At 65.8% G+C, this 14,032-nt stretch carries 20 protein-coding genes; 11 read left to right on the forward strand and 9 right to left on the reverse strand.

What is annotated here, in order from left to right; translation table 11 throughout:
- Positions 1-185: 185 nt before the first annotated feature.
- Positions 186-740 carry an SRPBCC family protein gene (locus tag AXW83_RS11370; RefSeq protein ID WP_082767071.1) on the reverse strand — a complete coding sequence of 185 codons (555 nt, stop codon included), beginning with the start codon at positions 738-740 and terminating at the stop codon, positions 186-188.
- Positions 721-1,059, reverse strand: a complete 339-nt coding sequence (locus AXW83_RS11375; protein ID WP_066613524.1) for an ArsR/SmtB family transcription factor — start codon at positions 1,057-1,059, stop codon at positions 721-723. Before AXW83_RS11375 ends, AXW83_RS11370 begins: the two co-directional genes overlap by 20 nt.
- 279 nt (positions 1,060-1,338) lie before the next feature.
- Between AXW83_RS11375 and AXW83_RS11380 the strand changes: the two genes are divergently transcribed.
- The 5 genes from AXW83_RS11380 to AXW83_RS11400 all read left to right on the forward strand — a co-directional run bounded on the left by AXW83_RS11380 (position 1,339) and on the right by AXW83_RS11400 (position 5,023).
- Positions 1,339-2,217 (forward strand): DMT family transporter, encoded by an 879-nt coding sequence (locus tag AXW83_RS11380; protein ID WP_066613526.1) that lies wholly within the window; start codon positions 1,339-1,341, stop codon positions 2,215-2,217.
- A gap of 132 nt (positions 2,218-2,349) precedes the next feature.
- The gene (locus AXW83_RS11385; protein ID WP_066613529.1) at positions 2,350-2,811 is read left to right on the forward strand and encodes a hypothetical protein; all 462 of its coding nucleotides are present in this window, start codon (positions 2,350-2,352) and stop codon (positions 2,809-2,811) included.
- A gap of 11 nt (positions 2,812-2,822) precedes the next feature.
- The gene (locus AXW83_RS11390; RefSeq protein ID WP_082767072.1) at positions 2,823-3,497 is read left to right on the forward strand and encodes a ribonuclease T2 family protein; all 675 of its coding nucleotides are present in this window, start codon (positions 2,823-2,825) and stop codon (positions 3,495-3,497) included.
- 31 nt (positions 3,498-3,528) lie between these two features.
- On the forward strand, positions 3,529-4,380 hold the full coding sequence (locus AXW83_RS11395) for a 23S rRNA (adenine(2030)-N(6))-methyltransferase RlmJ (RefSeq protein ID WP_066613540.1): 852 nt from the start codon (positions 3,529-3,531) through the stop codon (positions 4,378-4,380).
- Positions 4,381-4,417: 37 nt separating this feature from the next.
- On the forward strand, positions 4,418-5,023 hold the full coding sequence (locus tag AXW83_RS11400; protein ID WP_066613542.1) for a glutathione S-transferase: 606 nt from the start codon (positions 4,418-4,420) through the stop codon (positions 5,021-5,023).
- Between the two features lie 224 nt (positions 5,024-5,247).
- On the opposite strand, the gene AXW83_RS11405 is transcribed toward AXW83_RS11400, so the two are convergent.
- Positions 5,248-5,952, reverse strand: coding sequence for an outer membrane protein (locus tag AXW83_RS11405; protein ID WP_066613544.1), 705 nt, complete (start codon positions 5,950-5,952; stop codon positions 5,248-5,250).
- A gap of 372 nt (positions 5,953-6,324) precedes the next feature.
- On the opposite strand from AXW83_RS11405, the gene AXW83_RS11410 reads away from it, so the two are divergent.
- Positions 6,325-7,122, forward strand: a complete 798-nt coding sequence (locus tag AXW83_RS11410) for a glycosyltransferase family 2 protein (protein ID WP_082767073.1) — start codon at positions 6,325-6,327, stop codon at positions 7,120-7,122.
- On the forward strand, positions 7,115-7,864 hold the full coding sequence (locus AXW83_RS11415) for an SDR family oxidoreductase (RefSeq protein WP_236841883.1): 750 nt from the start codon (positions 7,115-7,117) through the stop codon (positions 7,862-7,864). Before AXW83_RS11410 ends, AXW83_RS11415 begins: the two co-directional genes overlap by 8 nt.
- A 10-nt stretch (positions 7,865-7,874) precedes the next feature.
- Here the strand turns inward: AXW83_RS11415 and AXW83_RS11420 are convergent, their stop codons facing one another.
- Together AXW83_RS11420 and AXW83_RS11425 are read right to left on the reverse strand one after the other, a co-directional pair.
- Positions 7,875-8,504, reverse strand: coding sequence for a 2-hydroxychromene-2-carboxylate isomerase (locus AXW83_RS11420; protein ID WP_066613549.1), 630 nt, complete (start codon positions 8,502-8,504; stop codon positions 7,875-7,877).
- A 174-nt stretch (positions 8,505-8,678) separates the two neighbouring features.
- Complete coding sequence (locus AXW83_RS11425; RefSeq protein ID WP_335339346.1) at positions 8,679-8,948, reverse strand: hypothetical protein; 270 nt, start codon at positions 8,946-8,948, stop codon at positions 8,679-8,681.
- A 209-nt stretch (positions 8,949-9,157) separates the two neighbouring features.
- Here AXW83_RS11425 and AXW83_RS11430 point away from each other — a divergent pair, with 209 nt between their 5' ends.
- Both AXW83_RS11430 and AXW83_RS11435 read left to right on the forward strand, forming a co-directional pair.
- Entirely contained in the window at positions 9,158-9,406 is a 249-nt protein-coding gene (locus AXW83_RS11430; RefSeq protein ID WP_066613552.1) for a type II toxin-antitoxin system ParD family antitoxin, read from the forward strand.
- The gene (locus tag AXW83_RS11435) at positions 9,403-9,699 is read left to right on the forward strand and encodes a type II toxin-antitoxin system RelE/ParE family toxin (protein WP_066613558.1); all 297 of its coding nucleotides are present in this window, start codon (positions 9,403-9,405) and stop codon (positions 9,697-9,699) included. The genes AXW83_RS11430 and AXW83_RS11435 overlap by 4 nt, the downstream gene beginning before the upstream one ends.
- A gap of 5 nt (positions 9,700-9,704) precedes the next feature.
- Here the strand turns inward: AXW83_RS11435 and pgeF are convergent, their stop codons facing one another.
- The 3 genes from pgeF to lgt are packed head-to-tail and all read right to left on the reverse strand — an operon-like array spanning position 9,705 to position 12,570.
- A complete protein-coding gene (gene pgeF / locus AXW83_RS11440; protein WP_066613560.1) occupies positions 9,705-10,469 on the reverse strand; it encodes a peptidoglycan editing factor PgeF in 765 nt (254 codons plus the stop codon).
- 50 nt (positions 10,470-10,519) lie between these two features.
- Positions 10,520-11,737: a class I SAM-dependent methyltransferase gene (locus tag AXW83_RS11445; RefSeq protein WP_066613562.1), complete on the reverse strand. Its 1,218-nt coding sequence runs from the start codon at positions 11,735-11,737 to the stop codon at positions 10,520-10,522.
- Positions 11,734-12,570 carry a prolipoprotein diacylglyceryl transferase gene (lgt, locus tag AXW83_RS11450; protein ID WP_066613564.1) on the reverse strand — a complete coding sequence of 279 codons (837 nt, stop codon included), beginning with the start codon at positions 12,568-12,570 and terminating at the stop codon, positions 11,734-11,736. The genes AXW83_RS11445 and lgt overlap by 4 nt, the downstream gene beginning before the upstream one ends.
- 143 nt (positions 12,571-12,713) lie before the next feature.
- Between lgt and AXW83_RS11455 the strand changes: the two genes are divergently transcribed.
- Positions 12,714-12,953 (forward strand): FitA-like ribbon-helix-helix domain-containing protein, encoded by a 240-nt coding sequence (locus AXW83_RS11455; protein ID WP_066613566.1) that lies wholly within the window; start codon positions 12,714-12,716, stop codon positions 12,951-12,953.
- Positions 12,950-13,369, forward strand: coding sequence for a type II toxin-antitoxin system VapC family toxin (locus AXW83_RS11460; RefSeq protein ID WP_066613570.1), 420 nt, complete (start codon positions 12,950-12,952; stop codon positions 13,367-13,369). Before AXW83_RS11455 ends, AXW83_RS11460 begins: the two co-directional genes overlap by 4 nt.
- Before the next feature lie 31 nt (positions 13,370-13,400).
- Here the strand turns inward: AXW83_RS11460 and AXW83_RS11465 are convergent, their stop codons facing one another.
- Positions 13,401-13,967: a chloramphenicol phosphotransferase CPT family protein gene (locus tag AXW83_RS11465; RefSeq protein WP_066620342.1), complete on the reverse strand. Its 567-nt coding sequence runs from the start codon at positions 13,965-13,967 to the stop codon at positions 13,401-13,403.
- Positions 13,968-14,032 lie beyond the last annotated feature (65 nt).

Consider the following 14,032-nt stretch of genomic DNA (forward strand, 5'->3'; position numbering starts at 1 on the left):
GCAGCCGACCCAGCGCCGACTTCTTCAACACAATCGGCCGATCTCGGACGTCCACGACCATTCCATAATGGACATTCGGCGAACAGGTGTCCGATGGAAGCGGCCGCAGAGTCCAAGAGGGGTCGCACCCAAAACCGAAAGCCCGGCATCTCGCCGGGCCCTTCGATCCTGAACTTTACGGCAGCCTAAACCGCCTCCCCCTTCTGCCTCTCGACATACTCCGTCTTCAGCCCCTCATGCACCGACCAGAACCCGCGCGGCTTCTGCCCCGTCAGCTGGTCCTCCAGCAGGCCCAGATGTAGGTGCCAGCCGCTGGAGACCATCGCCATCCGGTCCTTCGTCACCAGCCTGCGATGCGTCAGCACGAGGCGGACTTTTTCGCCCGCCGGCGTCAGCACGAACTCGATGTCGGAATCGGGCTCGCCCATGCCGACCCAGTTGAAGGCGAAGCGGTGCGGCGGCTCGTAGGCCGTGACCGTGCCGCCCATCAGCGCGCCCTCGTCGTTCATCTTGCGGGCGCCCTCGGGCGGCGGCTCGCTGGTGATCAGCGAATGCTTGAAGAACAGCGCGACATGCCCGCCGATGCGCGGCTCGGTTTCGCCGCCGCAGAACCAGGTCGCGCGCTTCTCGCCCTCGACCAGATAGGACCAGACCCGCTCGATCGGCCCCGGCAGCAGCCGCTCGAAGCGCACCGCGCCGCTTTCCAGAACCACGCCATACTCACTCGTCGCCATCGGCATCGCGCTCTCCATCCCGTTGTTCGGCTTTCGCCAGTTCTTGTTCCAGATCGTCGAGCCTCAAGCCCCAGAAGCCGCGGACCTTGCGCACCCAGGCATCGAAGGCGTCGAGCCCTTCGGGATCGAGCCGGTAGATCCGGCGCTGGCCCTCGACCGTGACCCGCACCAGCCCTGCCTCCTTCAGCACCTTGAGATGCTGCGAGATCGCCGGAGCGCTGATGCTGAACCGCGCCCCGATCTCCCCGGCCGACAATTCGCCCTGCCCCAGCATCTCGACGATGCTGCGGCGGGTGGGTTCGGCGAGGGCGGCGAAACGATCCATGGGCAGATAATTCGTTATTTACTTAATTAAGTCAATCGCGAATTATAGATGGTGGACACGCCGCCGTCATTCCGGGCGCAGCGAAGCGCAGACCCGGAATCCATCGTAAGGCACTGCGGTGCTCTATGATGGATTCCGGATCGGCGCCGCTGCGCGGCTTGTCCGGAATGACGGCTGGATGGGCCGGGTGTTATCGCACATGACATGGGAGCCCTTGCCTCGCGCCCCGCTCTGCGCCAAAGCAGCGGCCCCGCTCCGAAAGCACCTCGCCAACAGCCCATGCCGACCCGCAACGCGACCCTCGCCGGCATCGGCCTGATGCTGTTCGGCATCCTGCTGTTCTCCCTCAACGACGCGATGGGGAAATGGCTGGTCGCGACCTATACGGTCGGGCAGCTGCTGCTGATCCGCAGCGCCGCCGCGCTGGCGGTGCTGGCGCCCTTCATCGTCAGGCAGGGCGTGACGCGAACGCTCAGGCCGCAGCGGCCAGGTCTGCAGTTCCTGCGCGTCGTACTCGGCGCCTCGGAGACGGCGCTGTTCTATTTCGCGGTGTTCTACCTGCCGCTCGCCGACATCATGACGCTGTGGATGGCGGCGCCGGTCTGGGTCGTGATGCTGGCAGCCCTGCTGCTCGGCGAGAAGGTTTCGCCCGGCCGCTGGCTCGCGGTACTCGCAGGCTTCGTCGGCGTGATCGTTACGCTGGCACCCACCGGTGCGAGCATCTCCCTGCCAGCCCTGCTGGCGCTGCTCGGCAGCCTGCTCTTCGCGATCATGATGATCGCCGGGCGCTATCTGCGCGGTACGCCCGACGTCACGCTCGTCAGCTGGCAGACCTTCGGCACCCTGATCGTCGGCCTGGCCCTGCTTCCCTTCGGCTGGGTGACGCCGACGCTGGTCGATACGGCCCTTCTCGCTTTGCTCGGCATCGCCGCCATGGCGGGGCATCTCTGCGTCACGCGCTCGCTGAAGCTGGCCGAGGCGTCGGTCGTCGCGCCCTATCAATATACGCTGATCGTCTGGGCGCTGATCTTCGGCTGGCTCGTCTTCGGCGACTGGCCGACGCCGGCGATGCTGGCAGGCGCCGGACTGATCGTGGCCGCCGGCATCGCCCTGCCGCTGCTGGAGCGCATGGTCGGACCGGCCGGCGCCGATGGCTGAGCCCGGCTGAGCGGTCGAAAAGCCACATTCCCCATCGTTATGCGCCTGCAAGCGCCGCCGCGCCTTGACCCGCGCGCTACCAGCCGCCATCGTGCCGCACGATCGCCGACCATCGTTCACGAGGCTTGACCCATGCGCCGCGCTTTGCTGCGAACCGCCCTTCTGTCGTTCGCCTGCCTGACCGCCACCGTCTCCGCGGAGGCGATGAACCGCCGCCATGTCGATCCGCGCGACCGCGCCGAAGAGCGCATCATCCCGATGTACGGCAACCTGCCGGGCTGCGAGGATCCCTCCGTGCTCGGCGAGGTCACCAGCTGGTTCAACTCGCGCGAGGCCAAATTTTGGGGCCCGCTGCAGGCTGTGGGCTATGACCGCATCCAGTCGATCGGCTACCGGCCGCTGGGCGACGACTTCATCCCGCGCCGCTTCTGCACCGGCCGCGTCACGCTGAACGACGGCACCGTGCACCGCATCGACTACTCGGTCCGCGAGAATCTGGGCCTGTTCGGCTTCGGCTGGAACGTCAACTGGTGCGTCAGCGGCCTCGACCGCCATCGCGCCTATGCGCCCGACTGCAAGATGGCGCGCCCCTGAGCCGCCGACCCTTGCCGGGATTGATCCGCTCCTGGCTGATCGTTGCGGCCGGCATAGCTGCGATTCTCGGCCCGGCCAAGGCGCAGGGCCGCTATGAGCGCGGCGGCACGCCGGGCGATTTCGACTTCTATGTGCTGGCGCTGTCCTGGTCGCCGGGTTTCTGCGAACTCGACGGCGGCCGCGGCCGCAACAGCGAGCAATGCGCCGACGGCGCCGGCCTGCGCTTCGTCGTGCATGGCCTCTGGCCGCAGAACGAGCGCGGCTATCCCAGCGAATGCGGCCCGGCCGGCCGGACCCCGTCTCGGATCGCGCTGGAACAGGCGCAAGGGTTGTTTCCGAGCGAAGGACTTGCCCGCTACGAATGGCGCAAGCACGGCACCTGCTCGGGATCGAGCCCGAGCGACTATTTCGCCGATGTCCGCCGCGCCCGCGAGAAGATCGTCATCCCGCCGCAACTGGCGAAGGCCGAGCGCGACCAGACATGGACCGCGATCGATCTCGAACGCGCTTTTGTGGCCGCCAATCCGGGCCTGCGCACCGACATGATCTCGGTCGCCTGCAAGCGCGAGGTCCTGCAGGAGGTCCGCATCTGTTTCAGCAAGGACCTGCGCGATTTCCGAACCTGCCAGCAGGTCGATCGCTCCGGCTGCCGGGCGCGGGACATCACGGTCGTCGCGCCGCGCTGACACGAGCGGCAAACCCGCGTAAGAGCGCGCGATGAACTATCGTCACGGCTTTCACGCCGGCAATTTCGCAGACGTCCTGAAGCATTCGGTCCTGATGCGGATTCTCCTGCATCTCGGCGCCAAGGACACGCCCTATCGCATCGTCGACACCCATGCCGGCGCCGGCCGCTACGATCTCGGCTCGGACGAGGCGCTGCGGACACATGAGTGGAAGGACGGCGTCGCGCGGCTCGACCGCTCGCCCCTCGCGCCAGCCGTCGAGGCGCTGCTGAAGCCCTGGCGCGATGCCCTGTCTGGCGCGCGCGCGCTCTACGGGCCCGACGCCTATCCCGGCTCGCCCTGGCTGTGCCGACAGGCGATGCGCCCCGACGACCGCCTGATCGCCGCCGAACTCCACCCCCAGACGCACAAAAAGCTCGCCGCCGTCCTCGGCTCCGACCCGCGCTGCAAGGCGCTGGCGATCGACGGCTGGAACGCGCTGCGCGGCAATGTTCCGCCCAAGGAGCGGCGCGGGCTCGTGCTGATCGATCCGCCTTTCGAGGAAAAGGACGAATTCGCCACTCTGGAAGCGGAACTGATCGCCGCCCACCGCAAATGGCCGACCGGCATCTATGCGCTCTGGTACCCGGTCAAGGATCGCCTCGCGGTCGAGAACCTGCTTTCCGGGATCACGGCGGCCGGAATCGGCAAGCTGCTGCGGCTCGAGATCGACGTCGACCGACCGGAAGCCGCCGGCGGCCTGAGCGCGACCGGCCTGCTTGTGGTCAACCCGCCCTGGCTGCTCGCGCAGGAAGCCGGCATCCTGCTGCCGGCGCTGGTCGAAAGGCTCGCGCAGGGGCCAAACCCGCGCTATCGATGCGAGGCGATCCGTCCCGACGGCTGATGCCGCCCGTTCAACCCCGTCTGCCAAGGCCCCCGCTATGCTTACGTTGCGCTCCTCCCCCGCCTCGCCCTTCGGCCGCAAGGTCAAGATCGCCGCGATCGTCCTCGGCCTGATGGACAGGATCGAGATCGTCGCAGCCGATACCAATGATCCCGCCGAGCCGCTGCGCCAGCAGAACCCGCTCGGCAAGATTCCGACGCTCGTGCTGCAGAACGGCACGACGCTGTTCGATTCGCGCGTCATCGCCGAATATCTCGACCATCTCGCCGGCGGCGGGATCCTGTTTCCCGAGGGCGAGTCGCGCTTTGCGCAGCTGCGCCTTCAGGCACTTGCGGACGGGCTTTGCGATGCGGCCCTGCTCCAGGTCTACGAAGTGCGCTTTCGACCCGAGGGCAACCGCGACGCCAACTGGGTCGCCAACCAGGCCGGCAAGGTCGAGCGCGCTTTGATTGCGCTGGAGGTCGCGCCGCCGGCGGATTTCGACAAGCCGCGCATCGGCGACATCGCGCTGGCTTGTGCGCTCGGCTATCTCGATCTGCGTTTCCACGGCGCCTGGCGCACGAACCACCCGAACCTCGTCGCCTGGCTCGATGCCTTCGCAGCCAAGGTACCGGCTTTCGAAGTGACGCGCTTCAAAGGTTGAACCTGGCACTGGGGTGTTCGTCGGCCCCTCCGTCATTCCGGGCAAGCGAAGCGCAGACCCGGAATCCATCGTAAGGTAAGGCGTTGCCCTATGATGGATTCCGGATCGGCGCCGCTTCGCGGCTGGTCCGGAATGACGGCGCACTATGAATCATCTCGCAAACAACAAAAAACCCGGTGGCCGAAGCCACCGGGTTGCTTGATTCCCCAATGAAGGGGAGCAGACTAGAACTTGTAGTTCAGGCCGGCGCGGACGACCGAGAACTTGGTCTCGACGTCGGTGTTGAGCGTGGCGCCCGGGATCCGATACGACTCCTTGTCGAGGTTGACGTAGAGGTATTCGACCTTGGCCGACAGGTTGTTGGTGAAGGCGTATTCCAGACCGCCACCGACGGTCCAGCCGTACTGGGTGTTGTCATCCGAGAAGGCGAAGCCCGGGGCGGTGAGCTTGTTCTTCACGTTGCCGTAGGCGAAACCACCGGTGACGTAAGGCAGGAACCGATCGAAGGCGTAGCCGACGCGGGCGCGAACGGTGCCGAAATAGTTGATCTCGTTCGAAGCACGCAGGCCGAGAGCCGGGTTGGTGGCGACAGCCTTCAGATCCGAACCCTGGAAGTCGGCCTCGGCGCCGATGACCCACTGGCCGATCTGGTAGTTGTAGCCGACCTGGCCACCACCGATGAAGCCATCGGGATCGTCGAAGCCGAAAACGCCCGGGGCGCCGCCGCCGATGACGCCGAGGTTGGTGGAGTCGATCTGACCCCAGGCATAGCCGGCGTTGGCGCCGACATAGAAGCCGGTCCAGGTGAAGATCGGAGCATAGATCGGAGCCGCAACGGGGCCCTTGCGCGAAGGCAGGTCGGCGGCCGAAGCCGAACCGGCTGCGATGAGGCCAAGCGCCGCGACGCCCGAAAGCAGATACTTCTTCATGTTGAACTCCTTAGTCGTCGCTATCGCCGGGTCTGCCCGGCGGGGTGAATTCGATTGCAGTGATATAAGACCAATACAGGCGTTTGTCTGTTGCACTTGAAGCACATCGCCTATGCAGAGCGCGGCAGAAATGCGGCACGAATTGGATGACTGAGGCGAAAACGTTAAATCCCGTTAATCATCGCTAAAGCACGCTGGTGAGCAAATCGAATACTAATAGAACCCGACCCGCCTTGACCCTCGCCGCTGCTTAACGCCGGACCTGTCGTAAGGTTCCGTGCCTGGCAAACCAATCTGCGCGCGCGCCGCTTGCGGCTCCTGACCCCGCGTGCTTTAGCCGGATGCGATCAGGCTAGGAACGAGACGCAACCGGTGCCGCCCCTTTCCATCTTCATCATCGCGCGCGACGAGGCCGACCGCATCGGGCGCACGATCGCGGCGGTCTCATCCCTCAGCGACGACATCGTAGTCGTCGATTCCGGCTCGACGGATGACACGCAGGCGATCGCCGAAGGAGCGGGAGCCCGCGTGATCTTCAATCCGTGGCCCGGCTACGGCCAGCAGAAGCGCTTTGCCGAGGACCAGTGCCGCCACGACTGGCTGCTCAACATCGACGCCGACGAAGTCGTTCCACCCGGGCTTGTCGCGGAGATCGCTGCGCTCTTCGCGCAGGGAGAACCGGGCGCCGACGCCTACAAGATGAGAATCGCGGAGATTTTTCCCGGCGAGGCTGCCCCCCACCGCTTCGCCTATGCACTTCCGCCGGTGCGGCTCTATCGTCGTGACAAGGGGCGCTATTCGCCTTCGCCGGTGCATGACCGGGTCGAACTGGTTCCCGGCGCTTGCATCGGCCGGCTCAAGGGCACAGTGCATCATTACTCAGTCCGTTCCCTCGGCGAACAGATCGACAAGCTCAATGCCTATAGCGACGCGCAGGCCGACGATCTCGACAAGCGTGGCCTGTCGCTTTCGGTCTTCCGGCTGGTGGCTGAATTTCCGGCCAATTTCCTCAAGGCCTATATCGGCCGCCGCCATGCTCTGCGCGGCGTCTACGGCTTCATGACTGCGATGAACTACGCCTTCTACCGCTATCTGCGCGTCGCCAAGCATTGGGAACGGCGGCTGAGCCGCGGCAATGCGGTCAAGCCGCCGGACCGCGGCGATGACTGAAGTTGCGCTCGTCACGGGCGGCGCACGACGCATCGGCCGGGCTATCGTCGAGGTGCTGGCCCGATCCGGCTATGCCGTCGCCGTCCATTCCAGCAGCGCCTCAAAGCCGGAGGCCGAGGCATTGGCCGACGCATTGCGGCAGGACGGCGCAACGACCTTCGTCATCGCTGCCGACCTCGCCGAGGCCGCCGCCGTCGATACCATCATCCCCGCCGTCGAGGCGGCGCTCGGCCCGGTCACGCTGCTCGTCAACAATGCCTCGAGCTTCCTGCTCGACGACATCCGGTCGCTGGACGTTGCGAACTGGGACCGGCAGTTCTCGATCAACCTGCGTGCGCCATCGGTGCTGGCGGGAGCGATGGCCAATCGCCTGCCCGAGGCCCGCGATGGCGCCATCGTCAACATCATCGACCAGCGCGTCTGGAAGCTGACGCCGCAATATTACTCCTACACCCTGACCAAGGCCGCTCTGCTGACCGCGACGCAGACCATGGCGCAGGCGCTGGCGCCGCGGATCAGGGTGAACGCCGTCGGCCCCGGCCCGACGCTGCCGAATCCGCATGACGGTGCCGCGGCCATGGATGCGGAGGTTGCCGGCACCCTGCTAGGCCGCAAGGTCGACGCGGCCGAAATCGCCGAGGCGGTGCTTTATCTCGCCCGCGCCTGTTCGGTCACCGGCCAGATGATCGCTGTCGACGCCGGCCAGCATCTCGGCTGGCGCACGCCCGACGTCGTCGGCTGACGCCCAAGCCTCAGGCGTTCGCTTCCGCGCGATAGGGCGCCCGGCCGCTGGCGAGCGCACTGTCCAGCAGTTCGAGCCGGTCCTGTCCCCAGAACACCTCGCCGTCGAGCACATAGCTCGGCGCACCGAAGACGCCGGCCTCGATCGCAGCACCGATCGTGCTGTCATAGCGCTGGCGCACCGCTTCGCTTTCGGCCGCAGCAGCCAGTGCCTGCGCGTCGAACCCGGTTGCCTGAGCCACGGCCGCGACAGCCTCGGGCCGGGTCATGTCGTCTTCGCGCGCCCAGACGCCGGCCATGATCTCTGCCATGAACCGGCCGGGATCGCCGCCAGCCTCGACGATCGCGATGAGAAAGCGATCCGCCAGCGAAGGATCGAGCGGGAAATGCTTGGGCTGCAGCACCAGCGGCACATTGCGGCGCTCGCGCCAGCGCTGGAGGTCCATTAGCCGGTAGCGCTGGCGCACCGGATGGCGCTTGGGCAAGGGCAGGCCGCCGGTCTCGTCGAAGACGGCCCGCAGCGGCACGGGCCGGTAGACGACGATGCAGCCGTGCCGGGCCGCGATGTCGAGAAAGGTCGCGTGGCCGAGATAGGTCCAGGGCGAGTGAAGCGAGAAGTAGTAGTCGATCTGGCGGGGCATGGGGGGATCTCAGGCGTGGGGAAAGCGCGGCACCCAGCCATAACGCGATCAGCGCCGTTCAGCCACGTCAGCTCACGAGTGATATTGCGCTCGGAAACGAAAGGCTTGCCAACGGCGGCGGCTTGCTCCTGCCGCCGCCTTGACCCCAAAGTCCTTGACCCAAAGTCGTGTCGATCAGGCAGCCTTGTTCTTCACCGCGCCGATGATGGCGGTCAGGATGGCCCCACCGGCTCCGCCGGCGATCAGATTGGACAAGATCCCGCCGATGCTCAGATTGCCGCCCTGCGCGGCGGCCGCGATGGCTGGCAGAACGAGCGGCACGAGTTGACCGAGCACGCCGCCGCCGACGAGGCCTGCGATGGTATTTCCAAGCGTCCCCAGGTCGAAGGTCGGAGACGTCTTGCCCGCCGCATTGCCGCCGATCGCGCCGGCAATGAGATTCATCAGAATCTGTTCCATATCCGCCCCCAAAGTCACGTGATGTGACCATGGGACGATGACTCTACCCATCCCTCGGTGCAACCCTCGCGCGGTATCTACAACCGAATTGCGTCCGTGCCGGCGAGGGGCAAATACCACGGGAACGCTGTGTCACGATGACATGACGGAGGCACGCGACTATACCAAATATTGGTAACGAGCGGAGTCGGGACATGGGCGAGAACACGTCGATCAGCCTGGGCGACCATTTCGTCGCTTTCATCGACAAGCAAGTGGCCGAGGGACGTTATGTCTCCGCAAGCGAGGTCGTCAGGGCCGCGTTGCAATTGCTGGAAGAGAATGAGGCGGAGATCGCGGCCCTGCAGGCAGCCTTGATAGAAGGCGAAGAGAGCGGCGATGCCGAGGAGTTCGACTTCGAGGCTTTCATCGCCAGAATGCACGCCGAGCATGAACAGGGATGACGCTTCGAATCCTCGTCCGGCCGAAAGCCGTGGCCGATCTCGAAGACATATGGCGCTTCTCTAAGAGCGAGTGGGGCGCGCGGCAGGCAGACCTGTATTTGGAATCGCTACGATCAGCGTTCGCGCGTCTCGCGGATACCCCCGGCAGCGGCGCCGTTTTCGAACATGTTCGTGCTAATTATCAACGGCTACTCATCGGGTCTCACGCCATCTTCTACAGGGTGTCCAGCCGTCAAATCGATATCGTCCGTGTCCTGCACCAGCGCCGCAACGCCTCGCGGATATTGCGCTGACAATGTCACCCCAGCACGATCGCCGAGATCAGCCGACCATAATCCGGCTCGCCGCGATGGGTCGTGCGCCGGTAGCTGAAGAAGCGCTCCTCGTCGCCATAGGTGCATAGCCCCAGATCGACGAAGCGCCCGATGCCGGCTTCCTGCGCGCGCAGGGCAATGAAGGCCGGCAGGTCGAACATCGCATGGGCTGCCCGCTCGGAGGCGGTGAAGAAGCGCGCATAGGTTGGATTGCCCGATTTGAAGCGCTCGACGAATTCAGGCCCGACCTCATAGGCCTTGGCACTGATGGTGGGGCCGAGCACCGCGAGGATGCGCTCGCGACGCGCGCCGAGCTTCTCCATCGCGGTCACGGTCGAGGCGATGACGCCGGTGAAGGCGCCCTTCCAGCCCGAATGCGCCGCGCCGATGACGCCCCCCTCGGCATCGGCGAACAGGATCGGTCCGCAATCAGCGGTGGAGACGCCGAGCGCGATGCCGGGAGCCGTCGTCACCATGGCGTCGGCCTTGGGCCGGTCGCCTTGCCAAGGGCCGCCGACGATCTCCACATCGGCAGAATGCACCTGATACAGGCTGACCAGGTTTTCCGGCGCAACCTCGAGATGGCGTGCCATGCGTGCCCGGTTTTCCACGATCGCCGCCGGATCATCGGCCGAGCCGAGCCCGCCATTGAGCGAGGCGTAGATGCCGCTCGATGCGCCGCCCTGCCTGGTGAAGAAGGCGTGCCGGATGCCGAGCTCGGCGGCAAGATCGGGAGAGGTGATGACCATGATGTCGTCCGGTTCGGCCCGTATCGCGAGGGCTTTGGTTGGGGCGTGGCTCAGCCCTGCTCTGGCAGGCGATGAAGGTTAAATCCGGGCGGCGCTGCCAGATCCGGATGCGTCAGCGCCAGCACCTTGAACAACTCGCCCATTCCCGTCGCGCCGGGCTGCGTCAGCCGGTCGAAGGCCGAGGCGATCGCGGCGGCCTGCTCCGGGCTCGCCTTGGCCGACAAGGCCTGCGCACGCGCCGCCAACCCGAGTTCCAGCAGGAAATCGGCCTGCGTCGCAGGGCCATGGACCGCAGCGCCTCGTGACAAACCAGCCTGCTTCATGCGGGCGAAATCGACATGCACCGTCAGATCCGCCTCGCCAGGCTCCGCCAGAGGCGCCACGAAGCCATGCGCCTTCATCGCCTGCAGCGTATCGCCGAAGCCGGAGCGAACCGAGCCGTAGTCGATGAACAGCGCGGCTCCGCCATGACGCGCGATGTGACCGGCGATGGTCGCGACGATGTCGAGCGCCGCCGTCGGCTGCTCGAAGACCGAGCCGGCAGGCGCGACCTGTCCCCTTCCCCCCGCTTGCGGTGGGGAAGGGTTAGGGATGGGGGGGCGCGCAGAATATGGCGCGGCCATTGTCGGAGGCGCGACTTGACTTTCCCCCCCACCCCAGCCCTCCCCACCGCAAGCGGGGGGAAGGAGAAGAGACCGCTCGCCAGACAGCCCGAATGCCAGTTCGCCCGCCTCGTCGAGCCCGACCAGCCGCTCGCGCCAGCCCTGCGGCGTCATCACGAACTGGTCGAGCGGCAGTGCGTCGAGGAACTCGTTGGCGAGGACGATCGCCGGGCCGTCCAGCGCCGTCGCGATCGTGTCGTGCCAGACCGGCTCCACGCCGGCCAGCGTCTTGGCCTGCACCCCGCGCAGCACCGGGCTGGTCTCGACCAGATGCATCGAGAGCGCCTCGCGCAGGCCGGGAACCACTTTCGCCGCGCGCAGCAGATCCGCCATCAGCGTGCCGCGCCCCGGCCCGAGCTCGATCAGCCGCAGGCGTGAAGGCGAGCCCATCGCCTGCCAGACGCTCGCCACCCACAGCCCGATCAATTCGCCGAACATCTGGCTGATCTCGGGCGCGGTGGTGAAATCGCCCTGCGCGCCGAAGGGGTCGCGCATGATGTAGTAGCCATGGCGCGGATGGCCGAGGCAGAGCGCCATGTAGCGCGAGACCGGCAGCGGCCCCTCGTCGCGGATCTGGCGGACCAGTTCCGCCTTCAGCCCGCTCACGCCGCGCGCCTTGCGCGCAGCACCAGAACGAGCCCGGCGACGAACAACGGCAGCGACAGCAGCATGCCCATGGTGACGCCGCCTGAGAGCGCATCGACATTCCGGCCGAACAGGAAGCCGAGTTGAGCATCAGGCTCGCGGAAGAATTCGCAGACGATGCGCGCCACCGCATAGGCCATGCCGAACACGCCGGCGACGAGGCCGGGCCGTTTCAGGCCGCCGAGCCTGACCACGATCGCGAGCAGGATGAAGAGCAGCAGCCCTTCGGAAAACGCCTCGTAGAGCTGGCTCGGATGGCGCGGCAGCGGCCCGCCATTGGGGAACACCATCGCCCAGGGCACCTCCGGCGCCGGCCGGCCCCAAAGCTCTGCATTGATGAAATTGGCGATGCGCCCGAGGCCGAGCCCGATCGGCACCACGGCCGAGGCGAGATCGAACACGCTCAACGCCGGATAGCCCCGCCGCCGCGCGAACAGCCACAGGCCCGTCGCAGCGCCGATCAGCCCGCCATGAAAGGACATGCCCCCCTGCCAGATCGCGAGAATGTCCTGCGGCCGCTCGATATAGCGCGCCAGATCGTAGAACAGCACGAAGCCGAGCCGCCCGCCGAGCACCACCCCGGCCGCCACGAACAGCAGCATGTCGTCGAGTTCTTCGGCCTTGGGCCGCGCCCGCCCGGCCCACAGGCCATCGGCCGCGACCAGCTTGCGCGCATACCACCAGCCGCCGAGCAGCCCGGCGACATAGGCCAGCCCATACCATTTCACCGAAAGCGGCCCGAGCGACAGCGCGACCGGGTCGATCATCGGGAAGGAAATGGCGAAGGTTGGCATGGGCGGTCTGGTCCGGTGGCGGGCGGGAGGTGATGAGCGTTGAACGGCTGCGGGGTCAAGGGCCGACAAACTCTTTACGATGAAGATTGATAGCGTTGGCTCCAATGTGATATCATCGCTTCATTCGATTTTATGAGGGTGAGATGGCTTCAGTCACCGTTCGAAAGATTTCCGACGAGACGCATCGGGCTCTCAAGGCCCGCGCGACACATCATGGCCGCAGCACCGAAGCCGAGATCCGACACATCATCGAGGCTGCGGTGAATCCGCCTGGCCGCATCAAGCTAGGTTCGCTGTTAGCGAAGATCGGGCAGGAAACTGGTGGTTTTGAAACAGATGGTCTTCGAGACAAAACGATTTCCGAGCCGGTGAGTTTCGAGTGATTCTGCTGGACACCAATGTGGTGTCGGAAGCCTCAAAGCCCGTCGGGCATCCAGACGTCAGGGCGTGGCTCGACGCCCAAATCGCCGAGACTTTGTATTTGTCGGCGATAACCGTTGCCGAGCTTTTGTTCGGCATTGCCATCTTGCCGGAAGGCCGCCGCAAGCGCGCGCTCGAAGACAATTTGCGTCGCGTCGTCTTGCCGGTCTTCGAGGGGCGTATACTGCATTTCGATGCTGCGGCAGCCGAAGCCTATGCGCGTATTCGCGCACACGGCAGGGCAACAGGCAAAGCCATCGAGACGGTCGATGGTTACATTGCAGCTATAGCAGAGGCTCACCAACTGACTGTGGCGACGCGCGACACCGGCCCGTTCATCGCAGCCGGCCTGACGGTTATCGACCCCTGGACGGCATAGGCCCGGGCGACGGCCTATTCTCGCTTCCGGCTTACGCCTGCGCCAGCCTGGCGAAGACGGATGGTGTCGCGCGTCTGTGCCAGGCCGCGATGACCCGTTCGGCGTTCTCATCCGCCGGGCTCACGCCGTCGACCTCGAGATCATAGCGGCAATAGCTGTGAATTCGGTGGAAATCGCGCCGCGCATCGCCGATCGGCCGGTCACCGCGCGCAAGCTCGCGCCGCTCCAACTCGACCAGATCGCACTGCACGCCGACGAAGAACACATCCTGCCCCGACAGGATGCCGACGAGCCGGTGCAGCCAGGCTTCGCTTTCCATGATGTGCTCGACGATCAGGCTGTTGCCGGCCCGAAGATAGGCCAGCAGCGACTCCTCGAACCCGATGAAGAACGGCTCGCGCATCGCACGCCAGTCGAACTCGCCGCTCTTGATGCGAGCCGAGGGCAACACGCCGGAATCGCGGAGATGATCGATCGAAATATGCCAGAACGGCTGGTCGATCCGCGCCTGAATCGCTTTGGCGAGGGACGACTTGCCGCTCGACGAGGCTCCGTTGAGCAGGATCATTTTTCCGACCGGCGGCGAAAAGTCAGCCATCATGCGATCTCTGAAGCCCCTGCCACGACGGCTACACTCCTGACATGACGAAACGCCTCGCGCAT

Origin of the sequence: Bosea sp. PAMC 26642, assembly GCF_001562255.1 — a bacterium.
GTDB lineage: Bacteria > Pseudomonadota > Alphaproteobacteria > Rhizobiales > Beijerinckiaceae > Allobosea.